This window comes from Pseudomonas sp. MN1F, from assembly GCF_009391885.1.
Lineage (GTDB): Bacteria > Pseudomonadota > Gammaproteobacteria > Pseudomonadales > Pseudomonadaceae > Aquipseudomonas.
Genome location: NZ_VZII01000007.1, coordinates 51586 through 74408, shown reverse-complemented (window position 1 = coordinate 74408; position 22823 = coordinate 51586). Strand labels below are relative to the sequence as shown.

Genomic DNA, 22823 nt, shown 5'->3' with positions numbered 1-22823 from the left:
CTTTGTTGGATGTCGGGCAAGCCTGCTTGGCCCGGCAAACGGTTTTCCACTCTCACTAGGAGATTACAATGAGCGTACTCGTTGGCAAACAAGCCCCCGACTTCACCGTCCCAGCCGTCCTGGGCAACGGCGAAATCGTCGACAGCTTCAACCTGGCTTCGGCCATCAAGGGCAAGTACGGCCTGGTGTTCTTCTACCCACTGGACTTCACCTTCGTCTGCCCGTCCGAGCTGATCGCTCTGGACAACCGCATCCCTGACTTCCAGGCGCGCAACGTTGAAGTGATCGGCGTTTCGATCGACTCGCACTTCACCCACAACGCATGGCGTAACACCCCGGTCAACGCCGGCGGTATCGGCCAGGTCAAGTACACCCTGGCTGCCGACATCACCCACGAAATCTGCAAGGCCTACGACGTCGAGTCCGAAGGCGGCGTAGCCTTCCGTGGCGCCTTCCTGATCGACACCAACGGTGTTGTGCGTTCGCAGATCGTCAACGACCTGCCACTGGGCCGTAACATGGACGAGCTGCTGCGTCTGGTCGACGCCCTGCAATTCCACGAAGAGCACGGCGAAGTCTGCCCTGCCAACTGGAAAAAAGGCGACCAGGGCATGACCGCTTCGCCAGAAGGCGTTGCTGCTTACCTGAGCGAGAACGCTGGCAAGCTGTAATTGCCGCGCGCATGAAAAAACCGGCCCATGTGGCCGGTTTTTTTTGCTTCAAGGTTCAAGCGGCAAGCTACAAGTAAAACGCACAGCGCATGCGGCCTGCTTTTCCTTGTCGCTTGAAGCTTGCAGCTTAATCGTTGAAGTCGCGCCAGCCGCCCATTTCCTTCCAGCGGTTGACGATGCCGCAGAACAGCTCGGCCGTCTTCTCGGTGTCGTAACGCGCCGAGTGCGCCTCACGGCCATCGAAGTCGATGTCGGCGCTCTGGCAGGCACGCGCCAGCACGGTCTGGCCGTAAGCCAGGCCAGCCAGGGTCGCGGTGTCGAAGCTGGAGAACGGGTGGAACGGGTTACGCTTGATATCGTTACGCGTTACCGCCGCATTGAGGAAGCCAAGGTCGAAGCTGCTGTTGTGGCCGACCAGGATCGCCCGTTTGCAGCCATTGGCCTTAAGCGCCTTGCGCACACCACGGAAGATGTCGGTGAGCGCGCTTTCTTCGCTCACTGCCATGCGCAGCGGGTGGTCCAGCTTGATACCGGTGAACTCCAGCGCGGCCGGCTCGATGTTGGCCCCTTCGAACGGCTCGACCCGGTAGAAGTAGGTGTGCTCGGGGAACAGGAAGCCCTTTTCGTCCATGCCAATGGTCACTGCGGCAATTTCCAGCAGGGCGTCGGTGGCGCTGTTGAAGCCGCCAGTCTCGACATCCACGACTACCGGCAGATAGCCACGGAAGCGCTCGGCCATCGGGTGGCGCGAACCGCTGCCGACCTGACCGTCCTGGTCGTCTTCGTACAGGTCTTCGCTCACGCGTTGTCCTCCAGCAGGCGCCAGCGCAGTTTCTCACCGGCGCGCAGCGGGATCACGGTCTGCTCGCCGAATGGCAGGCTGTCCGGGGCGGTCCATTCTTCGCGGACCAGGGTGATGGTGTCGGTGTTTGCCGGCAGGCCATAGAAGGCCGGGCCGTGCAGGCTGGCAAAGCCTTCCAGCTTGTCCAGTGCATTGCGCTGCTCGAATGCCTCGGCGTACATCTCGATGGCAGCGTATGCGGTGTAGCAACCGGCGCAACCGCAGGCGGCTTCCTTGGCGTGACGGGCATGCGGTGCCGAGTCGGTGCCGAGGAAGAACTTCGGGTTGCCGCTGGTGGCCGCGTCCAGCAGCGCCACCTGGTGGGTGTTGCGCTTGAGGATCGGCAGGCAATAGAAGTGCGGGCGGATACCGCCGACCAGCATGTGGTTGCGGTTGTACAGCAGGTGCTGGGCCGTGATGGTCGCACCGACGTTGGCCGGGGCTTCGGTGACGAACTGCGCGGCGTCGCCCGTGGTGATGTGCTCGAACACCACTTTCAGGGTCGGGAAGCGTTCGACCAGGCGGCGCATGTGCTCGTCGATGAAGCGCTTCTCGCGGTCGAACACGTCGATCTCGCTGCGGGTCACTTCACCGTGCACCAGCAATGGCATGCCGACTTCCGCCAGTGCCTCGATGGCCGGGAAGATGTTGTCGATGCTGGTCACGCCCGAATCGGAGTTGGTCGTCGCGCCAGCCGGGTACAGCTTGGCGGCGTAGACGATACCGCTGGCCTTGGCCGCGCGGATGTCCTCGGGGCTGGTGCGGTCGGTGAGGTACAGTACCATCAGCGGTTCAAAGCGGCTGCCAGCCGGGCGAGCGGCAAGGATGCGCTCACGGTAGGCGCCAGCTTCGACGGCATTGCGCACCGGCGGAACCAGGTTAGGCATGATGATGGCACGGGCGAAAGTACGCGCCACATCGCCAACGGTATGGGGCAGGACGGCACCATCGCGCAGATGGATGTGCCAGTCGTCGGGACGCAGGAGGGTCAGGCGATCGGACATTGGGAATTCCAGGCGGGTCGAACTCAGGCCCCAATGCTACCGGAAAACCCCGGTCCGAGCACGGCTATCAAGTTTTCCGGCAAGCGTCCGATAGCCTGCCTGTAAGCCGTCAGAATTTGTGGAGCCGCCCGTGCGCCAGCGTTACCTAGCCCTGTTGACCCTTGTCGCCAGCCTGCCGGCCGGCGCACTGACCTTCCAGACCCGCATGGAGAATGTCGCCTGGAAAGTCGAGGGTGACCAGTTCGAATGCCGCCTGATCCAGCCGATCGACGGTTTCGGCAGTGGCGAGTTCGTGCGCAAGGCTGGTGAGCAACCGGTGTTCCAGCTGCGTTCGCACAGCAATGTGCTGGGTGCAGGTTCGGCCACCTTGCTGGCTGCCGCTGCCCCTTGGCAGCCGGGGCGCAGTGATGTGAACCTTGGCGCCGTCCGCATGGCCCGCAGCGGCGTGCTGTTCAGCTCGTCGCAGAGCCAGGCCAGCCGCCTGATCAACGGCCTGCTCGATGGCCGCAGTACGGTGGTGCGCAACTACACCGGCGAAGGTGGGCGGGCGATTGAAGTACGCGTGCTGCCGGTCAGCTTCGCCAAGGCGTACAGCGACTATCAGGCCTGCGCCAGCAAGATGCTGCCGATGAACTATGACCAGGTGCGCCAGACCCAAGTCGGCTTCCCCGGCGGTGGCTTCGACCTGGACGCCGATGCCCGTGCGCGGCTGGACGTGATCCTCGATTACCTGAAGGCTGACCCGACGGTGAACCACATCGAGCTCAACGGCCACTCCGACAACAGTGGTAACCGCCTGACCAATCGCGACACTTCGCGGCGTCGGGCCTTGGCTGTGGCCGATTACTTCAAGGCCCATGGTGTGCCGGAAGAGCAGATTGTCGTGCGCTTCCATGGCGAGCGCTATCCGCTGGTGAAGAACAACAGCCCGGCCAATCGGGCGCGTAACCGGCGGGTGAACATCGAACTGGATCGGGTGGCGATGGCGGAGAAGCCGGTGGTGCAGCCAGTGCAGCAGCAGGTGCCAGCAGCGGCTCCTGGGGCTAAGGCGCCCTGATATCGGCATGGCTGGCAGGTGCATGCATCAGAACATTTGTCGCCTGTGAGACCGAGCGCAGATGCTGCTGCGGCAAGCACGTCGCGCCGCTGACCGTTCCTGTCGCTTTGTCGTCAGAAGCTGTCGCCCCACTGTAAATTTATCCGCAACGCCGGTAGAATCGGTCCCTTTCCGTACAACCCCGTGGAGTGATGGCATGGCGGACGTAAAAAAGGTCGTACTGGCGTATTCCGGCGGCCTTGATACTTCGGTGATTCTCAAGTGGCTGCAGGATACCTACAACTGCGAAGTGGTGACCTTCACCGCTGACCTGGGTCAGGGCGAAGAAGTCGAGCCGGCCCGCGCCAAAGCGCAGGCGATGGGCGTAAAAGAGATCTACATCGACGACCTGCGCGAAGAGTTCGTGCGTGATTTCGTCTTCCCGATGTTCCGCGCCAATACCGTATACGAAGGCGAGTACCTGCTGGGTACTTCCATCGCTCGCCCGCTGATCGCCAAGCGCCTGATCGAAATCGCCAACGAAACCGGCGCCGACGCCATTTCCCACGGCGCTACCGGCAAGGGTAACGACCAGGTCCGCTTCGAGCTGGGTGCCTACGCCCTCAAGCCTGGCGTCAAGGTCATCGCCCCATGGCGCGAGTGGGACCTGCTGTCCCGCGAAAAGCTGATGGACTACGCCGAGAAGCACGGCATCCCGATCGAGCGCCACGGCAAGAAGAAGTCGCCGTACTCGATGGACGCCAACCTGCTGCACATCTCCTACGAAGGCGGTGTCCTGGAAGATACCTGGACCGAGCACGAAGAAGACATGTGGCGCTGGAGCGTCTCGCCAGAGAATGCCCCGGACCAGGCTACCTACATCGAGCTGACCTACCGCAATGGTGACATCGTCGCCATCGACGGCGTCGACATGACCCCGGCCACCGTGCTTGCCGAACTGAACCGCATCGGCGGCGCCAACGGTATCGGCCGTCTGGACATCGTAGAGAACCGTTACGTGGGCATGAAGTCCCGTGGCTGCTACGAAACCCCTGGTGGCACCATCATGCTCAAGGCGCACCGCGCCATCGAGTCGATCACCCTGGACCGCGAAGTCGCTCACCTGAAAGACGAGCTGATGCCGAAGTACGCCAGCCTGATCTACACCGGCTACTGGTGGAGCCCGGAGCGCCTGATGCTGCAGAAGATGATCGACGCTTCGCAGGTCAACGTTAACGGCGTCGTGCGCCTGAAGCTGTACAAGGGCAACGTCATCGTGGTTGGCCGCAAGTCGGACGACTCGCTGTTCGATGCCAACATCGCGACCTTCGAAGAAGACGGCGGCGCCTACAACCAGGCCGATGCTGCTGGCTTCATCAAGCTCAACGCGCTGCGCATGCGTATCGCTGCCAACAAAGGCCGCGAGATGCTCTGAGCATCTGGCTGAAGTGGCAAAAACAACCCGGCTCTGGCCGGGTTTTTTTTGCCTTCTGAAACGTGCTCTGATCAGCGGCCATGGGGGCGATCCTCAGGCATGCGGGTGGTGGAAAGACGCACGCACTGCTGCAGATCCATATTGCACAGTTGCCAGTGCCTGTTTTCGACCTGCGGTTGCTTAATGGCTTGCATGATTTGTTGTTCTATAAGTTTCTGCGCGTCTGGGCCGGAGAACATCATGGTTACAGTTTCTTGCATGTCGGGATGTACCGCTTGTTCAGGGATGTTCTTCTGCTCGGCCAGGTCAGGTTTGTAAAAGGATTTGTAGTTGAAGTTCAGGGTGAGAAAGAACAGGGCAGTGAGAAAGAATGGGAACCCTACAAGGAACCAGGTGTAGTACGTCTGACTTTTTTCACTGAGAAAAGGCAAGGTTGCCAAGGCAGAAGCTTCGATGATGCCAGCGAAGATGGCGATTATCGTCAGCGGAGCCACTGGTTGGTTATCGGTCATGGTTATTGCCTCCTGCTTGTTCCGCTTATCAATAACCTACTGACTGGCTCAACTAAATTGTGGAATTTTTCCCGGGGAGGGAATTTGTCGACGTGGTTGATGGGGTGAGCGAGTCGATCAGGTTTGATTCGCGAGTTCGTAAGCACATTCTTGAGAAGGCTTTAAATTTTTCTTGTAGGAAAATTCCCAAACCGACGTAAGGTTCATCTATTCGGCTACTTGGGCGGGGAATTGACGCGCCATTGAGCGTTCTGCTCGGTTATGGTGAGGCAGTCGTCAAAGCAGAATAATGAATGATGGATATCGCATGAATAAAGTCCTTATCGTGGATGATCATCCGGTCATACGCTTGGCAGTGCGCATGCTGATGGAGCGACATGGCTACGATGTTGTTGCGGAAACCGACAACGGTATAGCGGCCTTGCAGCTCACTCGCGAACACCTTCCCGATATTGTTGTACTGGATATCGGCATCCCCAAACTCGACGGGCTGGAGGTCATTGCCCGCATGGCCGCGGCCAGCCCTGGCAGCCGAGTTCTGGTGCTGACTTCCCAGGCACCGGGGCATTTCTCCATGCGCTGCATGCAGGCGGGGGCCTCAGGCTATGTGTGCAAGCAGCAGGAACTTACCGAACTACTCAGTGCCATCAAGGCTGTGCTCTCTGGTTACAGTTACTTCCCGAACCAGGCATTGCACAAGTCCCATGGCCGGGTGGGGGGGGCCAGTGAGGCGGAAATGGTTGATCGCCTGTCGGCAAGGGAGATGATGGTGCTGCAGCAGCTTGCACGCGGGCGCTCCAACAAGGAGATTGCCGACAGCATGTTCCTCAGCAACAAGACGGTCAGCACCTACAAGACCCGCCTGCTGCTGAAGCTGAATGCCCACTCGCTGGTGGACCTGATCGAATTGGCCCGGCGTCATGGTCTGAACTGAGCCCTGCATCCACAAAGCCTCCGCGAAGGAGGCTTTGCGTAAGGCTACAGATCGTAGTCGAAATCGGCGAGTTGCCGTTGCAGGCGTCGCTCTTCGAGAAGGTTGTCAATGGTACGACGCTTGCTCAGGTTGGTCTTCGCGGTTTCTACCTGAGGCTCCGCTTCGTCGTCAGCGGTAGCAAAGTCATCTTCGATCGACAGGTCGTCTTTATCGGTACTCATGAGTCGCTCCAAGCCAAAGGGCCATTGGCCGTCCTTATAGCGAGAAAGCGAAGTCCGGTAAAAAAGATTTTTTCAATCGCAATGCAGCTGTTTTTGCTATTGGCTCAATCGTCGGAGGTCTTGTGCTTGTATTCGCACAAATCTTCGATGCGGCAGCTACCGCAACGCGGCTTGCGTGCCTGGCATACGTAACGGCCATGCAGGATGAGCCAATGGTGAGCGTCGAGCAGGTAATCCTTGGGGACGAACTTGACCAGTTTCTTCTCGACCTCGAGCACGGTCTTGCCAGGCGCGATGCCGGTGCGGTTGCTGACCCGGAAGATGTGCGTGTCCACGGCCATGGTCGGCTGGCGGAAGGCGGTGTTGAGCACCACATTGGCGGTCTTGCGCCCCACGCCCGGCAACGCTTCCAGTGCTTCTCGGGTCTGCGGCACTTCGCCGCCATGGCGCTCGATCAACAGCCGGCACGCCTCGATGACGTTCTTGGCCTTGCTGTTGTAGAGGCCGATGGTCTTGATGTATTCGCTCAGCCCTTCGATACCAAGCGCGTAGATGGCTTGCGGCGTATTGGCGACCGGAAACAGGCGCGCGGTGGCCTTGTTGACGCCGACATCGGTGGACTGCGCCGAAAGCGTCACGGCAACCAGGAGCTCGAATGGGGTGGTGTAGGCCAGTTCCGTTTTCGGGTCCGGATTGTCTTCGTGCAGCCTGCGAAAGATCTCCAGGCGTTTGGCGGCATTCATGGGGTCAACGCTTTCCTTGACGACGTGTGAGGGTGGGGCGTAGCCGATTGTACAGGGCCAGTAGCGCGCCGAGCAGTAGCAGCCCACCGGATGGCAGGATGGCCAGGTGCATGCCTGCTATCTCGGCCAGCCATTGGCGACTCGCGCCGAGCAACAGGCAGGCGAGCAGCAGGCCACTCAGGTGGAGCAGCAGTTGCCGCCAGCGCCCTTCTTTTGGCAGCAATGTGTCGATGACAAGGCATTGCAGGCAGATCAGTGCCGGAAAATAACCAAGCGTCAGCGCCAATGGCAATGCCCAGGCCCGCAGGGCCAGTTGCAGGCAGCTGGCAAGCGCAGCAAGCAGCAGCAGGCTTGCCAACCAGTACCTCGCGCCGCTGAGTGTTGGCCGCAGCAGGCTCAGCGAGGCTTGGTGGAAAAGGGCTAGCACGAGCATGCACGCGCCGATGCCTGCCGCCTGGGTGAAGGTGCGGGTGGCGCCAAGCAGCGCAGCCAGGCCGGTTACCAGCAGGCAGAATCTATTCATGGCCGGGGGCTCCGAGCAGTTCGCTGCGGTGCTGGTCAAAATAGCGCAACGCCTCCTGTTGGGCGTCGATGACGGCCCGGGACGTAACGGTTGCCCCGGCCAGCTGGTCGAAGTCGCCTTGGTCGCGCCTGAGCGCCCAGCGATCGCCAAGGCCGTGCTTGGCAAACTGGGCCAGCCAGCCAGACTGCGGATCGGCAATCTGGCCGCCCAGCCCAGGGCTTTCCTGCTGTTCGATCACCCGGGTGCCGATCAGGCGGCCTTCAGCGTCGATGGCAATGCTCAGCTTGATCGGGCCGGCATAGCCCTGGACCTGGCTTACCAGCACGATGGCTGTTGGCAGCGTGCCTTGGGTCGCGCGGTACGCCGCGAGGATCGTGCTGTGCAATGGCTGTTCGGCCGGCAATGGCAACGCGCTGTCCAGGGGGCGGTTGTCGTAACTTTGCGCGGGCAACACCGCCAGAAACCGGCGTGCCAGTAGCCGGTGCTCGGCATCGACGATGGCGGGGCGAGTCCAGTGCTGCCAGGCCAGCGTGAACGCTATTGCCAACCCGCCGACGGCAAGTAGCAGCAGGCTGCTGCGAATGGGGGCGATCATGGCGAGGCCTCTTGGCGGCGCAAGGCGAAGCGATCCAGGGCGGGCGCCGCCAGGTTCATCAACAGGATGGCGAATGCCGTGCCATCCGGGTAGCTGCCCCAGGTGCGAATCAGGTAGATCAGCGTGCCTGCGCCAAAGCCGAACAGCAGCCTGGCCAGGTTGGCCTTGGGGCCAGACACCGGCTCCGTGGCGATGAAGAACGCCGCCAGCATGGTTGAGCCGCTGAACAGATGCAGCAGTGGCGAGCCGTTCGAATCCGAGCCGGAGCCATTCCAGGCCAGCAGGCTGAACAGGAACAGGCCGGCCAGCAGGCCTGCCGGGGCATGCCAGCTGATGACCTTGCGCTGCCAGAGAAACAGCCCACCGAACAGTAATGCCAGATTGATCCATTCGCTGCTGCGGCCGCCCACATTGCCAAAACCGGGGTGGCTGGCGAACAGCTCTTCGATGGTCAGGCTGCGGTTGTGGCGCAGGCCATCGAGAATGGTCGGCCCCGCCCAGGCATCGATCTGGTTGCCAGCGCCAGACACCAGCTGCAGGCTGTCGAAAAAGCCAACGGCGTGGTTGGGCCAGTGGGTCATGTGCAGCGGAAAGTTCAGCAGCACAAAGGCGTAACCGACCATGGCCGGGTTGAACAGATTGCGGCCCACGCCGCCAAAGGCCTGCTTGCCGACGCCAATGGCAATGCCTGCAGCAGTCACTGGTAACCACCAGGGCGCTGATACAGGCAATGCAATGGCCAGCAGCACGGCAGTCACCAGGGCACTGCCATCGTTCAGTGCCGTTACAACAGGCTGGCGACGCACCGCCAGCAGTACCGCTTCGCAACTCAATGCACTACTGGCGCACAGCAACAGGCTGAACAGCACGCCCCAGCCCTGCGTCCAGAACGCTGCGAGCAGGCCGGGCATGCAGGCCAGCAGCACCAGGCCCATCGCTTTGCGTTGCCGTGGGTCAGGGCTTGCCATGGTCGTGTCTGGCCGCCGTGGGCGCAGCATCGGCAGCGGCGGCTTTTTGCGCCTTGATCCGTTCGAGGGCGGCCTTGATCGGGTCTGCCGCGCCCTTTGTGGCGTCGGCCGTACGTGCCAGGCGCTGAGCCTCTTTGCGAGCGATATCGCGTTGCAGGCGGGCGTTTCGCTGTTCATGGCGCTGGCGCGCATGATCGCGGCGCTGGTGGCGGGCCTGCAGCTGCTCGGGGGAGTGGGCCAGGCCGCTGACAATCGGCACCACTGTCGGCGGCAGAGGCTGCATGTCGATGCAGTCGACCGGGCAGGGAGCCAGGCAAAGGTCACAGCCGGTGCATTCGCTGGCAACGACCGTGTGCATCAGCTTGGCAGCGCCGACAATGGCATCGACCGGGCAGGCCTGTATGCACTTGGTGCAACCGATGCATTCGGCCTCACGAATGTAGGCGACCTGCGGTGGTGCGCTACCTCGCAGCGGGTCAGGCGCAAGCAGTGGCGCCTCGAGCAGCGTGGCCAGCGCGGCGATGGTCTCGCTGCCGCCTGGCGGGCACTTGTTGATGGCCTCGCCCGCTGCCAGGCCTTCGGCGTAGGGCCGACAGCCGTTGTGGCCGCATTTGCCACATTGGGTTTGCGGCAACAGGGCATCGATGCGTTGAATCAAGTTCATTGCGTGAAAAGTCCGTTGAATCCGGAGAACGCCAGGGCCATGACACCTGCGCCGATCAATGAAATGGGCAAACCGCGCAGAGCGGCCGGTATTTCAGCGTGCTGGCAGCGTTGGTGCAGGTCGTCGAACAGTACCAGCGCAAGCCAGAAACCCAGGCCGGCCAATGCCCCCCAGCGCAACGTTGCAAGTGCTGAGGTGTCATCTCCCGTCACTTGCAGCGCCAGGCCCAGCAGCAAGGCGTTGCCCAGCAATGGCAGCGCAAGGTTGCTGGTCGGCCACTGCGCACGCAGCCTGCCCAGCACCTGCGGTACGCCCCATGCCAGGAGTGCCAGCCAGGGCAGTAGCAGGAACAGGCGCAGGTCCTGCAACTGCCAGGGCGCCACGATCAGCCGTTCCAGCGCTAGCCCGCCGCTTGCCCCGAGTGCGATCGACAAGGCGCCTGCCAGGCCACACACCTGCAGGCGCAGCCGGCTCAGCGGCTGTTGTTGCAAGAGCAGGTGGCTGAACAGCGCGGCGCTGGCCAGGATCAGCAGGTAGTCGTTCATGTGAATGACGATAGCCGGGAATCGCCTGCAACGTCCGGCATTGGCGCTGCAGATGGAGTTGCCCCGGCGGTTGGGCCGGGGCAGGAGGCTTACTTGATGCGCTGACCTGGCTTGGCGCCGCTGTCAGGGCTGAGCAGGTAGATCTCTTCGCCACCAGGGCCGGCTGCCATGACCATGCCCTCGGACACGCCAAAGCGCATTTTGCGCGGCTTGAGGTTGGCCACCATCATGGTCAGGCGGCCTTCCAGCTGGGAGGGGTCCGGGTAGGCCGACTTGATGCCGGAGAACACGTTACGGCGCTCGTCGCCGATGTCCAGGGTCAGTTGCAGCAGCTTGTCGGCGCCAGGCACGGCCTCAGCCTTGACGATCAGCGCGACGCGCAGGTCGACGGCGGCAAAGGTGTCGAACTCGATTTCGGCAGACAGCGGGTCCTTGCTCAGCTCGCCGTTGCCGGCCGGCGCTTGGGCTTCGGCGGCCAGCAGGTCTTCCTTGCTGGCGGCGACCATGGCTTCGACCTTCGCCGGTTCGATACGGCTCATCAGGGCCTTGAACGGGTTCAGCTGGTGGTTTTCCAGGCGCGATTGATGGTCGTTCCAGGTCAGCGGCGCGACGTTGAGGAACGCCTCGGCATCCGCGGCGAGCAGCGGCAGCACCGGTTTGAGGAAGATCACCAGTTGGCGGAACAGGTTGATGCCCTGGGCGCAGATGGCCTGGACTTCGTCCTGCTTGCCTTCCTGCTTGGCCAGCGACCACGGCGCCTTGTCGGCGATCCAGGCGTTGGCGCGGTCGGCCAGGGCCATGATCTCGCGCATCGCGCGGCCGAAATCGCGGCCTTCATAGGCTTCGGCAATCGACGGGGCGGCAGCGAGGAAGGCCTCGGTCAGCTCCGGCGCAGCATCGCCAGCGACCATCACGCCAGCATTGCCCTTGTGGATGAAGCCGGCGCAACGGCTGGCGATGTTGACCACCTTGCCGACCAGGTCGGAGTTGACCTTCTGCACGAAGTCCTCGAGGTTCAGGTCGAGGTCGTCGACGCCACGGCCAAGCTTGGCGGCGTAGTAGTAGCGCAGGTATTCCGGCTGCAGGTGGTCCAGGTAGGTGCGGGCCTTGATGAAGGTGCCGCGCGACTTGGACATCTTGGCGCCGTTCACGGTCAGGTAGCCGTGCACGTTGACCGCAGTCGGCTTGCGGAAGCCGGCACCTTCGAGCATGGCTGGCCAGAACAGGGCGTGGAAATTGACGATGTCCTTGCCGATGAAGTGGTACAGCTCGGCCTTGGAGCCTTCGTTCCAGAATGCGTCGAAGTCCAGCTCCGGGCGGCGTGCGCAGAGGTTCTTGAAGCTGGCCATGTAGCCGATCGGCGCGTCCAGCCAGACGTAGAAGTACTTGCCCGGCTCGCCCGGGATCTCGAAGCCGAAGTACGGCGCATCACGTGAGATGTCCCACTCCTGCAGGCCGGAGTCCAGCCATTCGGCGAGCTTGTTGGCCACCGCGTCCTGCAGGGTGCCGCTACGGGTCCACTGCTGCAGCATGGCCTGGAAGTCCGGCAGCTTGAAGAAGAAGTGCTGGGAATCGCGCAGTACCGGGGTGGCACCGGAGATCGCTGACTTGGGGTTCTTCAGTTCGGTCGGGGCGTAGGTGGCGCCGCACTTTTCGCAGTTGTCGCCGTATTGGTCTTCAGCCGCGCATTTCGGGCAGGTGCCCTTGATGAAGCGGTCGGCGAGGAACATGCCCTTTTCGGGGTCGAAGTACTGGGTTACCGAGCGGGTGGCAATGTGCCCGGCGTCGCGCAGGCGGCCGTAGATCAGGCTCGACAGCTCGCGGTTTTCGTCGCTGTGGGTAGAGTGGAAATTGTCGAAGTCCACCAGGAAGTCGGCGAAGTCGGCGCTGTGCTCGGCCTGGACATTGGCGATCAGCTGCTCCGGGGTGATGCCTTCTTTCTCGGCACGCAACATGATGGCCGAGCCGTGGGCATCGTCGGCGCAGACGTAGATGCACTGGTTGCCGCGCAGCTTCTGGAAGCGCACCCACATGTCCGTCTGGATGTACTCCAGCATATGGCCAAGGTGGATGGATCCATTGGCATAGGGCAGGGCGCTGGTAACGAGAATCTGACGTGGCTCGGACATGGTGGCTCGGCTACTTATCTGGCTCGGGTAAAAATGAGGGTGATCGGCCACTATAAAGGGCCGGCGAAGATATTTCACCCCAAGCACGCATCTGCTGACGATTGACGGGTTAGGATAGGCGTCTGTTTCGTACTCAGTTTGCCAATGGGAGTGTCCATGAGTGCCGTCACCCGTGCCGCCGTCGAAGGCGTGCTTCGCCAGTACACCGACCCCTACCTGAACCAGGACCCGGTCAGCGCCGGTTGCGTGCGCGCCATCGACATCCAGGGCGGGCAGGTCGCTGTGCAGCTGCAGCTGGGCTATGCTGCCGGCCTGTTCAAGAACGGCTGGGCCCAGGTGCTGCAGACCGCGATCGAGAATCTCGACGGCGTCAGCTCGGCCCAGGTGTCGATCGACTGCGTGGTCGCCGCGCACAAGGCCCAGGCCCAGGTACCGGCCATGGCCAACGTCAAGAACATCATTGCCGTGGCCTCGGGCAAGGGCGGGGTCGGCAAGTCGACCACCGCCGCCAACCTGGCCTTGGCCCTGGCCCGTGAAGGCGCCCGCGTGGGCATTCTCGATGCCGACATCTATGGCCCCAGCCAGGGCGTGATGTTCGGTATTGCCGAGGGTACCCGCCCACAGATCCGCGAGCAGAAGTGGTTCGTGCCGATCAAGGCCCATGGCGTGGAAGTCATGTCCATGGCATTTCTCACCGATGACAACACGCCGATGGTCTGGCGTGGGCCGATGGTGTCCGGTGCGTTGCTGCAGCTGGTGACCCAGACGGCGTGGGACGACCTGGATTATCTGGTCATCGACATGCCGCCGGGTACTGGCGATATCCAGCTGACCCTGGCGCAGAAGGTGCCGGTGGCCGGTTCGGTAATCGTCACTACGCCACAGGACCTGGCCCTGCTGGATGCCAAGAAGGGCGTGGAGATGTTCCGCAAGGTCAACATCCCGGTGCTGGGCGTGGTGGAAAACATGGCCGTGCACATCTGCTCGAACTGCGGCCATGCCGAGCACCTGTTCGGCGAGGGCGGTGGCGAGAAGCTGGCGGCGCAGTACGGCGTCGACCTGCTGGCCTCGCTGCCGCTGTCGATGCTGATCCGCGAGCAGGCCGACAGCGGCAAGCCGACGGCGATCGCCGAGCCGGAAAGCCAGATTGCCATGGTCTACCAGGAACTGGCCCGCCAGGTGGGCGCGCGGATCGTGCTGCAGGAAGCGGCGGCGCCGGCGATGCCGAGCATCACCATCAGCGAAGACTGAGGCAGCACTTGTGGGAACGGCCTTGCCGGTCCCACAAGGCCGCAGATGCTTTGCAGTCAGGCATAAAAAAACCCGCCAGAAGGCGGGTTTTTTTGAAAGCTAGGAAGCTGAGATCGACTTAGGCGATCTGAACTTCTTCAGCCTGCATGCCTTTCTGGCCGCGGGTAGCGACGAAAGTAACAGCCTGGCCTTCTTTCAGGGTTTTGAAGCCGTCAGCTTGGATGGCTTTGAAGTGCACGAACAGGTCGTCGCCCGACTGAGGGGTGATGAAGCCGTAGCCTTTCTCATCGTTGAACCACTTAACAACACCGGATTGACGGTTGGACATTTTTCTGTCTCCTTGGACAATTTGATAACGGTCAGGAAAAACCCTGCCCGGGACTGAGCGCAAAGAGAGCAGAAAATTCAGCGATGGGCCGATCAGGATCGTGCATCAAACTAGAGATTCTCGGTGTCACGTGCAGCACAGTGGCGCCACCTTACCCCACTTTCCACGAGCTGCCAATGGTCTGTGAACGCTTTACGCAAATTCGGATCGACGGCGGCTGTAGCCCCCGTCCGGCGCGGGATAAGGCACTGGAACTTTAACCCGGGCGCCGGGACCGGTAAGATGCGCGTCTGGATTTTCCCCTCGCAACTCTTCAGGACACCCCGCCATGAGCATCAAATCGGACAAGTGGATTCGCCGCATGGCGCAGGAACACGGCATGATCGAACCGTTCGTCGAGCGCCAGGTGCGCGGCGAACAGGACAGCCGGGTCATCTCCTTCGGCGTCTCCAGCTACGGCTACGACGTGCGTTGCGCCGACGAGTTCAAGGTGTTCACCAACATCAACTCGGCCACCGTCGACCCGAAGAACTTCGACGCCGGCAGCTTCGTCGACATCAAGAGCGACGTCTGCATCATTCCGCCAAACTCCTTCGCCCTGGCCCGCACCGTCGAGTACTTCCGCATTCCGCGTGACGTGCTGACCATTTGCCTGGGCAAGAGCACGTACGCCCGTTGCGGCATCATCGTCAACGTCACCCCGCTCGAGCCGGAGTGGGAAGGCCACGTGACCCTGGAGTTCTCCAACACCACCACGCTGCCGGCGAAGATCTACGCCAACGAAGGCGTGGCGCAGATGCTGTTCCTGCAGTCCGACGAAGAATGCGAAGTGTCGTACAAGGACCGCGGCGGCAAGTACCAAGGTCAGCGCGGCGTCACCTTGCCGCGTACCTGATCCGACGAGCGCGGGGAATTAGTTTTGCGGATGGCACTCCAACAGGTTGCACAGTGCCGATACGTATGCAGCGTGTCGGCCCTCGTTCAGGAGCTGCCAATGAAACTCAACCCCGCAATCACTGCGAAGCTGGCCGTGTTGCAGCCCAACCAGATCGGGTTGCTGGCCTGGTCACTGCTGGCGCACCCGCTGCCCATGCAGGCCGGTGGCGTGCCGCACCAGCCTGATCCTGATACGCCGCAGCCGCCGGAGCCCGGCGAACATCCTCCGATGGAGCCAGGCGAGCCTACCCTGCCCGACGAGCCACCACCGTCTCCTGTCGCCTGACTATTCGGCCAGCGCCCAGACCTGATCGCCTCCGGCCAGGAAAACGCGAGTGCCGGAGCCCGGCTCGACCCGCCATCCCCCGGTGAACTCACCGAAGGCCGGCAGCAGGCTGACCTGAGCATCGATCAGGAAGCACGGTAGCCGCAGCCGTTGCCGTGCCCGCCCGCGCAGCACATACACCGGATGCACGTGCCCGGCGAGCACCGGGTGGCTGGGGTGAGGCTTAGGGTCGTGCTGCAGGGCAAAGGGGGCCAGCAGCAAAGGTTCGTCCCTTACCTCGATCCGTAGTTCTGCCGGCGGATCACCGGCGTGGCGATCATGGTTGCCACGCACCAGCACCATCTTCACCGCGCGGTGCCGGCTTCTCCAGGCGTGAAGGCTGGCCAGCGTGCCCGGCGAAAGCGCAGCGCGTGCGTGCAGGAAGTCGCCGAGGATGATCAACTGCTCGCAGTCATAGCTGTTCAGTAATGTCTCCAGGCGTGCCAGGGTCGCGGCGGTGGTGCCGCGCGGAACGGGTTGATGCAATGCCCGGTAGCTGGCGGCCTTGCCGATATGAACGTCGGCCACCAGCAGTGTGCGGCGGGCCGGCCAGTAGATGGCCTTGTCCGCTAGCAGCCAAAGCGTTTCGCCACAGTGTTCCACGGGATAGGTATTCATGGCCGGTTTGCCGCTTTTTCCAGGTCGCTCACCATCCGCGCAATGCGGTCCGCCAGCTTTTCCGTGCTCAAGGTCTCGCGCATGCCTTCGACCAGCAGGGCGAATGCCAGGGGGCCAGGCCGTTGCAGCATGCGCAGGTCCAGTTGCAGGCTGTGCATCTTGAGCAGCTGACGGTGCAGGCGTTCGATCTCCAGTTCTTCGCTGAGCACTTCATCGCGTGCCTGGCCGAGCAGCAAGTTACCTGAATCATGCTTACGGAATACCTCGAAGAACAACCCGCTGGAGGCTTGAATCTGCCGCGTGCTCTTCTGCGCGGCGGGGTAGCCGCCAAAGACCAGTCCGGAGATCTGGGCGATTTCGCGGAAACGCCGCAGTGCCATTTCGCCAGCGTTCAGACTGGCCAGCACATCTTCCAGCAGGTTTTCGCCGGACAGTGCTCCCGGCAGGCAACTGGCCCAATCCACGGTGCTGGGGCTGAGCAGTTCGAAACCATAGTCGTTCACGGCAATGGATACCGAGAGCGGCTGCACCCGGCTCACCCGCCAGGCGATCAGGTTGGCCAGGCCCAGGTTGGCCATGCGCCCGGCAAAAGGGTAGAGGAACAGGTGCGAGCCCTGGCGCGATCCCAGCGTCTCGGCCAGCAGCGTGCCGCGGGTGGGTAAGGCTGACCACCGCGCCTGCAAGGCCAGCAGTGGCTGTACGGCCTGCATCTCCGGGCCGAGATAGGCCCCATGCGCGGCTGCATCGAGTTGTGCGACCAAGGCGTCGGCCAGCTCGCTGGACAGCGGCATGCGCCCGCCATTCCAGCGTGCCACCGCGGCGTTGCGCGCGGTGCTGCGGCGCACATAGGCGGTCATGCCTTCTACCCGTACCAGCTCCAGGACTCGCCCGGCGAACACCAAGGTATCGCCAGGGCGCAGGCGGGCAATGAAGGCTTCCTCGACACTGCCCAGGTGCTTGCCGCCACCACCCTTGCTCCAATATTTGAGCTGCAGGCTGGCGTCGCTGACGATGGTGCCGATGCCCATGCGGTGGCGCCTCGCCAGGCGCTCGCTGGCCACCCGCCAGACCCCATCAGGGTGCGCCTCGACCCGCTGATAATCGGGGTAGGCAGTCAACGCGTGGCCACCATGATTGACGAAGTCCAGCGCCCATTGCCACTGGCTGTCGCGCAGGTCACGGAACGCCCAGGTGCTGCGGACTTCCTCAAGCAGTTCAGCGGGGCGAAAGCCACTGCCCAGGGCCATGCTGACCAGATGCTGAACCAGCACGTCCAGGCACAGGCGCGGCGAGCGGCGCGCTTCGATATGGCCAGCAGCTAGTGCGGCGCGGGCGGCGGCGGCTTCCACCAGCTCCAGGCTGTGGGTCGGCACCAGGGTGATGCGCGAGCGGCGCCCCGGCGCATGGCCAGAGCGCCCGGCGCGCTGCATGAGGCGGGCAATGCCTTTGGCCGAACCGATCTGCAGCACCCGTTCGACCGGCAGGAAGTCCACCCCCAGGTCCAGGCTGGATGTACAGATGACGGCCTTGAGCGTGCCTTGCTTGAGGCTCTGCTCGACCCAGTCGCGGGTCGCCCGGGCCAGTGAGGCATGATGCAAGGCAATCTGCCCGGCCCAATCGGGGCGGGCGTCGAGCAAGGCCTGGTACCAAAGCTCGGCCTGGGCACGGGTGTTGGTGAACACCAGGCTGCTGGTGCTGGCGTCCAGCTCATGGGCCACCTGATCGAGCATCTTCAGGCCCATGTGCCCGGCCCAGGGGAAGCGCTCGATGGCTTCGGGCAGCAAGGTGTCGACCAGCAGCTGTTTGTCCTGGCGGCCTTTCACCAGCAGGCCGCCGCTGGGCAACAGCACGTCCAGGGCGTGCGACAGGTTGCCGAGCGTGGCGGACAAGCCCCAGGTCATCAGGCCGGGATGCCAGCGGCGCAAGCGGGCCAGGGCCAGTTGCAGCTGTACGCCGCGCTTGTTGCCAAGCAGTTCGTGCCATTCATCCACCACCACCAGGCGCAGGCTGGCGAAGTCTTCGGCGGCCTGTGCCCGGGTCAGCAGCAAGGTCAGGCTCTCTGGCGTCGTGATCAGGACGCTTGGCAAACGCCGGGCCTGGCGAGCGCGTTCGGCACTGCCGGTATCGCCGCTGCGCACGCCGACCGTCCAGTTCAGGCCGAGCTCATCCAGTGGCGTTTGCAGAGCACGCGCGGTATCAGCGGCCAGTGCGCGCATGGGGGTAATCCACAGCACTTGCAGCGCGGCGGGCTGGCGCCCGATGGCTGGCTTGGCGAAGGCGCGCAATGCAGCCAGCCAGACCGCATAAGTCTTGCCCGCCCCCGTGCTGGCATGCAGCAGCCCTGATTCACCACGTCCGACCGCTGCCCAGACTTGGCGCTGGAAGGCGAAAGGCTTCCAGCCGCGGGCGGTGAACCAGGCATTGGCAAGGTCGGAAGAGGTAGGCATGCGTGCGAGCGATCCTGGGAAGGCTGTGCTTCTACAGACCACTCGCCGTGCGCATTGGTTTTAACCGATCAGTTGGCCAGCAGGTAACCGCTGCGTAACACCTGTTCACCAGCGACGTGGGCGATGACCATGCCGGCCGTGGCCATACGCCGCACGCTGCGGGCGTAAAGCAAGCCGGGCTGGCTGTTGCGTATGGCCGTCACCCGGTCGCTGAGCGGGTCGATGACTTCAGCGATCAGTTGCCCTGCCTCCAGGTGCTGGCCGGGGCGAGCGTGGTACACCAGCAGCCCACCAAGCGGGGCTGCCACGGGTTCGACGGCGGCCAGCGGTGTGGCCGGGCGTACCAGCTCCGGCAAAGGGGCGGCGCTACCTTCGATGACGTTGAGGTGGGTCAGGTAGTCGAGAATCGCCTGGCAGTCCTGGCCGGCCAGGTCATGGCTTACATCGGCCTGGCCACGGAGCTCCACGGTCACCGCGATGCTGCCCTGCGGGATCGGGTAGCGCTTGCCGAAGCGTTGTTGCAGCTGCCACCAGACCAGGCTGAAGCACTCGTCGAACGATTGGCCCCCGGAGTCGGTGGCCAACAGGCTGGCCTGGGCGCCCAGGTAGCGAGCCAGTGGCTCGACCTGCGGCCAGGCTTCCGGAGTGGTGTAGAGGTGCTCGACCGCCTCGAAATCACAGTGCAGGTCCAGCACCAGGTCGGCATCGCAAGCCAGCCTTTGCAAGGTCAGTCGCTGGGACTGCAACGGCGTGCGCACCAGATGGGCATCCAGGCCGCGACGCAGGTACTCGCGAATCAACGCCAGGTTGTGGGCCGGGTCCTGGGTCAGGTGGCCTTCGATCTGGTCGCCGATGCTGTCGGACAGGTCGACGAAGTTGCGATTGAAGTTCTCGCCGCTCTGCAATTCGAAGCGGCCCAGGGGCGCGTCCAGCATTACCTGTTCCAGGCCGACCGGGTTGGCCACCGGAACCAGGATGATCTCGCGCAGCAGGCGACCCTGCTGCTCCAGCTCGGCCAGGCGGCGCTTGAGGTGCCAGGCGACCAGCATGCCGGGCAGTTCGTCGGCATGCAGCGAGGCCTGGATATACACCTTGGCGCCACCGCGTGGGCCGAAGTGGAAGCTGTGCAATTGGCGGGAAATGCCCGGTACGGGCGAGAGCAGGTCGTGGGTCGAATGGTGCATGGTGGTCCTGGCTGCGTGGCGAAAACGTTCTGCGACACGGGTCGGCACAAAGATAGAAGCATAATTTGCGTTATCGCGCCTCACCGTGTTGCCTTCTTTCAGACCAGCAATGCCTGCAGGCTTGCCAGGTCGTCGGCTTCATCGACCGGTTTGTCCAGGCGCCAGCGCAACATCCGCGGAAACCGCACGGCGATACCGCTCTTGTGGCGTTTGGACAGCGCGATGCCCTCGAAGCCCAGCTCGAACACCAGCGTCGGGGTGACGCTACGCACCGGCCCGAAGGTTTCCACCGTGGTCTTGCGAATGATCGCATCCACCTTGCGCATCTCTTCGTCGCTGAGCCCGGAATAAGCCTTGGCGAAGGGCACCAGCGCGCGGTCGGGCGTGCCGGCTGGCGCGTTCCACACCGCGAAGGTGTAGTCGCTGTAAAGGCTGGCACGGCGGCCATGGCCGCGTTGAGCATAGATCAGTACTGCATCGACGCTGAACGGGTCGATCTTCCATTTCCACCACAGCCCCATGTCCTTGGTCCGGCCCACGCCGTACAGGGCATCCCGCTGCTTGAGCATCAACCCCTCCACACCCAGCTTGCGCGATTGTTCGCGTTGCCGCGCCAGGTCGCTCCAGTCGTTGCCTTCGAGCAGTGGTGAAAGCAGCAGGGGGGCCAAGGGATGCTCTGCCACCAGGCGCTGCAATTGCTGGCGCCGCTCATGTTGTGGCCGGCTGCGCCAGTCCTCGCCTTGCCATTCCAGCAAGTCATAGGCTTGCAGCACCACCGGGGCGTCAGCCAGCAATTTCTTGCCCAGCGTCTTGCGGCCGATGCGTTGTTGCAGCACGGCGAACGGTTGCACTGCCGGTACGCCGGCATCGACGCCTGGCTTCCAGACCAGGATCTCGCCGTCGAGCACCGTGCCGTCCGGTAGGGTTTCGGCCAGGCCATGCAGCTCGGGAAAGCGCTCGGTGACCAGTTCTTCGCCGCGTGACCAAACCCACAGCTGGCCATCACGCTTGACCACTTGAGCGCGAATGCCATCCCACTTCCATTCGATCTGCCAGGCATCGGGCGGCCCGAGCAGGGTTTCGAACTGCTCTGGCGGGGCCTGCAGGGCGTGAGCGAGGAAGAATGGATAGGGTTGGCCACCACGCTGGCGATGTTCATCAACGGACTCTTCGGCGATCAGCTGGTGATAGCTGGCGGCCGTTGGCCGGTGGCCAATGTCGGTGTAGCCGACCAAACGCTGGGCCACGCGCTTGGCATCAAGGCCCGCCAGCTGTGCCAGGGCGCGGGTTACCAGCAGCTTGGACACACCGACGCGAAAGCTGCCGGTGATCAGCTTCAGGCACAGCATCAGGCTGGGGCGGTCCAGTTGCGACCACAAAGGGGGCAGGCGATGCTGGAGTTCCTCGGCTGGCAGGCCGCGCAAGGGCAGCAGTTTGGCCTCGACCCAGTGTGCCAGGCCGTCATCATGGGTTGCAGGTGCTTCTGGCAACAGCAGCGAGATGGTCTCGGCCAGGTCGCCGACGGCCTGGTAGCTCTCCTCGAACAACCAGTCGGGTAACCCCGCCAATGCCGTGGCCAGCTCGCGCAATGTGCGGGTCGGCACCAGTTGGCGAGGCCGCCCGCCTGCCAGGAAATACACGGCCCATGCGGCATCCTCGGCAGGGGCCGTGGCAAAGTAGTCGCGCAACGCTTGGAGCTTGGCATTGCTGGAGGTGGTCGCATCCAGGCGCAGGTACAGTTCGGCAAACGCTTTCATGCCCCAGGCTCCGTGGCCGGGATGTCGTCTTCTTCGCCGTATTCGGTGACGAAGGCGCGGGCGTCCAGGCCTTGTTCGTTGAGGTAGCGCACCAGCACATTGACCGAGCCATGGGTGACCATGACCCGCTCGGCCCCGGTCTGGGCGATGGCCCACAGCAGCCCCGGCCAGTCGGCGTGGTCGGACAGCACGAAACCACGGTCCACGCCACGCCGTCGGCGGGTACCGCGCAACAGCATCCAGCCGCTGGCAAAGGCATCGCTGTACTCACCGAAACGGCGCATCCAGCTGCTGCCGGCGGTTGAAGGTGGCGCGAGGACAAGGGCCTGGCGCAACAGCGGGTCGCCGCGCGGGATATCGCCGACATAGTGGGTGGCAGGCAGGTGCACACCGGCCTCGCGGTAGACCCGGTTCAACGGCTCGACGGCGCCATGCACAAGGATCGGCCCGATGTTCGGGTCCAGGCCGTGGAGTATTCGCTGAGCCTTGCCGAAGGCGTAGCAGAACAGCACGCTGGCCTTGCCTTGCTCACAGTTGCTTCGCCACCAGGCATTGATCCCGGCAAAGACATTCGCCTGGCTGGGCCAGCGGTAGATGGGCAGGCCGAACGTCGACTCGGTGATGAAGGTATGGCAGCGCACTGGCTCGAAGGCAGCGCAGGTGCCGTCCGGTTCGACTTTGTAATCACCCGAAGCGACCCACACTTCGCCCTGGTACTCCAGACGCACCTGTGCCGAGCCCAGCACATGGCCGGCCGGGTGCAGGCTGAGGGTGACGCCGTGATGCCGGAGGCGTTCACCGTAGGGCAGGGTCTGCAGGGCGATGCCTTGGCCCAGGCGGCTGCGCAGGATGCCGGCACCGGGGGCGGCGGTCAGGTAGTGATGATTGCCGGTACGGGCATGGTCGCCATGGCCGTGGGTGATCACGGCGCGCTCGACCGGGCGCCAGGGGTCTATGTAGAAGTCGCCAGGGGGGCAGTACAGGCCTTCGGGGCGGGCGATGACGAGGTCCATGGCTGGGTGCGCAGGTTGCTGGGAGTAACCGTTAGGAGCGATGCGGGCGTAAGGAAGTTCGAGCGGTTTGATTGAAGGAAGTGGACTACACGGCATACAGAAATGCAGAAGCGGCATTCGCGGTTAACTATGGACTCCATTGA

23 protein-coding genes and 1 pseudogene are annotated in these 22823 nt (G+C 63.2%); 7 read left to right on the top strand and 17 right to left on the bottom strand.

The window, feature by feature from the left end:
- Positions 1 to 68 precede the first annotated feature (68 nt).
- Positions 69 to 671, top strand: coding sequence for a peroxiredoxin (locus F6X59_RS03255; protein ID WP_027918971.1), 603 nt, complete (start codon positions 69 to 71; stop codon positions 669 to 671).
- A gap of 127 nt (positions 672 to 798) precedes the next feature.
- On the opposite strand, the gene rnt is transcribed toward F6X59_RS03255, so the two are convergent.
- Positions 799 to 1410: a ribonuclease T gene (gene rnt / locus F6X59_RS03250; protein WP_225923474.1), complete on the bottom strand. Its 612-nt coding sequence runs from the start codon at positions 1408 to 1410 to the stop codon at positions 799 to 801.
- Between the two features lie 59 nt (positions 1411 to 1469).
- Positions 1470 to 2516, bottom strand: coding sequence for a dihydroorotase (gene pyrC, locus F6X59_RS03245; RefSeq protein ID WP_085675229.1), 1047 nt, complete (start codon positions 2514 to 2516; stop codon positions 1470 to 1472).
- 130 nt (positions 2517 to 2646) lie between these two features.
- Between pyrC and F6X59_RS03240 the strand changes: the two genes are divergently transcribed.
- A complete protein-coding gene (locus tag F6X59_RS03240; protein WP_372240287.1) occupies positions 2647 to 3573 on the top strand; it encodes an OmpA family protein in 927 nt (308 codons plus the stop codon).
- 196 nt (positions 3574 to 3769) lie between these two features.
- On the top strand, positions 3770 to 4987 hold the full coding sequence (locus tag F6X59_RS03235) for an argininosuccinate synthase (RefSeq protein ID WP_152954496.1): 1218 nt from the start codon (positions 3770 to 3772) through the stop codon (positions 4985 to 4987).
- A gap of 71 nt (positions 4988 to 5058) precedes the next feature.
- Here F6X59_RS03235 and F6X59_RS03230 read toward each other — a convergent pair whose 3' ends face one another.
- Positions 5059 to 5499, bottom strand: coding sequence for a hypothetical protein (locus F6X59_RS03230; protein WP_152954493.1), 441 nt, complete (start codon positions 5497 to 5499; stop codon positions 5059 to 5061).
- A gap of 307 nt (positions 5500 to 5806) precedes the next feature.
- On the opposite strand from F6X59_RS03230, the gene F6X59_RS03225 reads away from it, so the two are divergent.
- Positions 5807 to 6433, top strand: coding sequence for a response regulator transcription factor (locus F6X59_RS03225; protein WP_103449413.1), 627 nt, complete (start codon positions 5807 to 5809; stop codon positions 6431 to 6433).
- Positions 6434 to 6477: 44 nt separating this feature from the next.
- On the opposite strand, the gene F6X59_RS28335 is transcribed toward F6X59_RS03225, so the two are convergent.
- From F6X59_RS28335 to metG, 8 genes and pseudogenes are all read right to left on the bottom strand, one after another.
- Positions 6478 to 6654, bottom strand: a complete 177-nt coding sequence (locus tag F6X59_RS28335) for a PA3496 family putative envelope integrity protein (protein ID WP_027918964.1) — start codon at positions 6652 to 6654, stop codon at positions 6478 to 6480.
- 104 nt (positions 6655 to 6758) lie between these two features.
- A complete protein-coding gene (nth, locus tag F6X59_RS03220; RefSeq protein WP_152954491.1) occupies positions 6759 to 7397 on the bottom strand; it encodes an endonuclease III in 639 nt (212 codons plus the stop codon).
- Between the two features lie 4 nt (positions 7398 to 7401).
- A complete protein-coding gene (locus F6X59_RS03215; protein WP_152954488.1) occupies positions 7402 to 7920 on the bottom strand; it encodes an Rnf-Nqr domain containing protein in 519 nt (172 codons plus the stop codon).
- The gene (locus F6X59_RS03210) at positions 7913 to 8515 is read right to left on the bottom strand and encodes an RnfABCDGE type electron transport complex subunit G (protein ID WP_152954486.1); all 603 of its coding nucleotides are present in this window, start codon (positions 8513 to 8515) and stop codon (positions 7913 to 7915) included. Before F6X59_RS03210 ends, F6X59_RS03215 begins: the two co-directional genes overlap by 8 nt.
- On the bottom strand, positions 8512 to 9483 hold the full coding sequence (locus F6X59_RS03205; RefSeq protein ID WP_152954484.1) for an RnfABCDGE type electron transport complex subunit D: 972 nt from the start codon (positions 9481 to 9483) through the stop codon (positions 8512 to 8514). The genes F6X59_RS03210 and F6X59_RS03205 overlap by 4 nt, the downstream gene beginning before the upstream one ends.
- Position 9484: 1 nt before the next feature.
- Positions 9485 to 10147 (bottom strand): annotated as a pseudogene (locus tag F6X59_RS03200) (RnfABCDGE type electron transport complex subunit B); the annotation flags it as partial.
- Complete coding sequence (locus tag F6X59_RS03195; RefSeq protein WP_152954480.1) at positions 10144 to 10692, bottom strand: Rnf-Nqr domain containing protein; 549 nt, start codon at positions 10690 to 10692, stop codon at positions 10144 to 10146. The pseudogene F6X59_RS03200 and the gene F6X59_RS03195, both read right to left, overlap by 4 nt.
- Before the next feature lie 89 nt (positions 10693 to 10781).
- Positions 10782 to 12821: a methionine--tRNA ligase gene (gene metG, locus F6X59_RS03190; protein ID WP_152954478.1), complete on the bottom strand. Its 2040-nt coding sequence runs from the start codon at positions 12819 to 12821 to the stop codon at positions 10782 to 10784.
- Positions 12822 to 12977: 156 nt separating this feature from the next.
- On the opposite strand from metG, the gene apbC reads away from it, so the two are divergent.
- Entirely contained in the window at positions 12978 to 14072 is a 1095-nt protein-coding gene (apbC, locus tag F6X59_RS03185) for an iron-sulfur cluster carrier protein ApbC (protein WP_054885851.1), read from the top strand.
- Positions 14073 to 14190: 118 nt separating this feature from the next.
- Here the strand turns inward: apbC and F6X59_RS03180 are convergent, their stop codons facing one another.
- On the bottom strand, positions 14191 to 14400 hold the full coding sequence (locus F6X59_RS03180) for a cold-shock protein (RefSeq protein WP_003254922.1): 210 nt from the start codon (positions 14398 to 14400) through the stop codon (positions 14191 to 14193).
- A gap of 328 nt (positions 14401 to 14728) precedes the next feature.
- Between F6X59_RS03180 and dcd the strand changes: the two genes are divergently transcribed.
- Both dcd and F6X59_RS03170 read left to right on the top strand, forming a co-directional pair.
- Positions 14729 to 15295: a dCTP deaminase gene (dcd, locus tag F6X59_RS03175; RefSeq protein WP_003258001.1), complete on the top strand. Its 567-nt coding sequence runs from the start codon at positions 14729 to 14731 to the stop codon at positions 15293 to 15295.
- A 99-nt stretch (positions 15296 to 15394) separates the two neighbouring features.
- A complete protein-coding gene (locus tag F6X59_RS03170; RefSeq protein ID WP_152954476.1) occupies positions 15395 to 15622 on the top strand; it encodes a hypothetical protein in 228 nt (75 codons plus the stop codon).
- Here F6X59_RS03170 and pdeM read toward each other — a convergent pair whose 3' ends face one another.
- The 5 genes from pdeM to F6X59_RS03145 form a co-directional block, all read right to left on the bottom strand.
- Positions 15623 to 16279 carry a ligase-associated DNA damage response endonuclease PdeM gene (gene pdeM / locus F6X59_RS03165; RefSeq protein ID WP_152954474.1) on the bottom strand — a complete coding sequence of 219 codons (657 nt, stop codon included), beginning with the start codon at positions 16277 to 16279 and terminating at the stop codon, positions 15623 to 15625.
- Positions 16276 to 18726, bottom strand: coding sequence for a ligase-associated DNA damage response DEXH box helicase (locus tag F6X59_RS03160; RefSeq protein ID WP_152954472.1), 2451 nt, complete (start codon positions 18724 to 18726; stop codon positions 16276 to 16278). The genes pdeM and F6X59_RS03160 overlap by 4 nt, the downstream gene beginning before the upstream one ends.
- Positions 18727 to 18794: 68 nt before the next feature.
- A complete protein-coding gene (locus F6X59_RS03155) occupies positions 18795 to 19910 on the bottom strand; it encodes a succinylglutamate desuccinylase/aspartoacylase family protein (protein WP_152954470.1) in 1116 nt (371 codons plus the stop codon).
- Between the two features lie 98 nt (positions 19911 to 20008).
- Positions 20009 to 21667, bottom strand: a complete 1659-nt coding sequence (locus tag F6X59_RS03150; protein WP_152954468.1) for an ATP-dependent DNA ligase — start codon at positions 21665 to 21667, stop codon at positions 20009 to 20011.
- Positions 21664 to 22680, bottom strand: coding sequence for a ligase-associated DNA damage response exonuclease (locus F6X59_RS03145; protein WP_152954466.1), 1017 nt, complete (start codon positions 22678 to 22680; stop codon positions 21664 to 21666). The genes F6X59_RS03150 and F6X59_RS03145 overlap by 4 nt, the downstream gene beginning before the upstream one ends.
- Positions 22681 to 22823 lie beyond the last annotated feature (143 nt).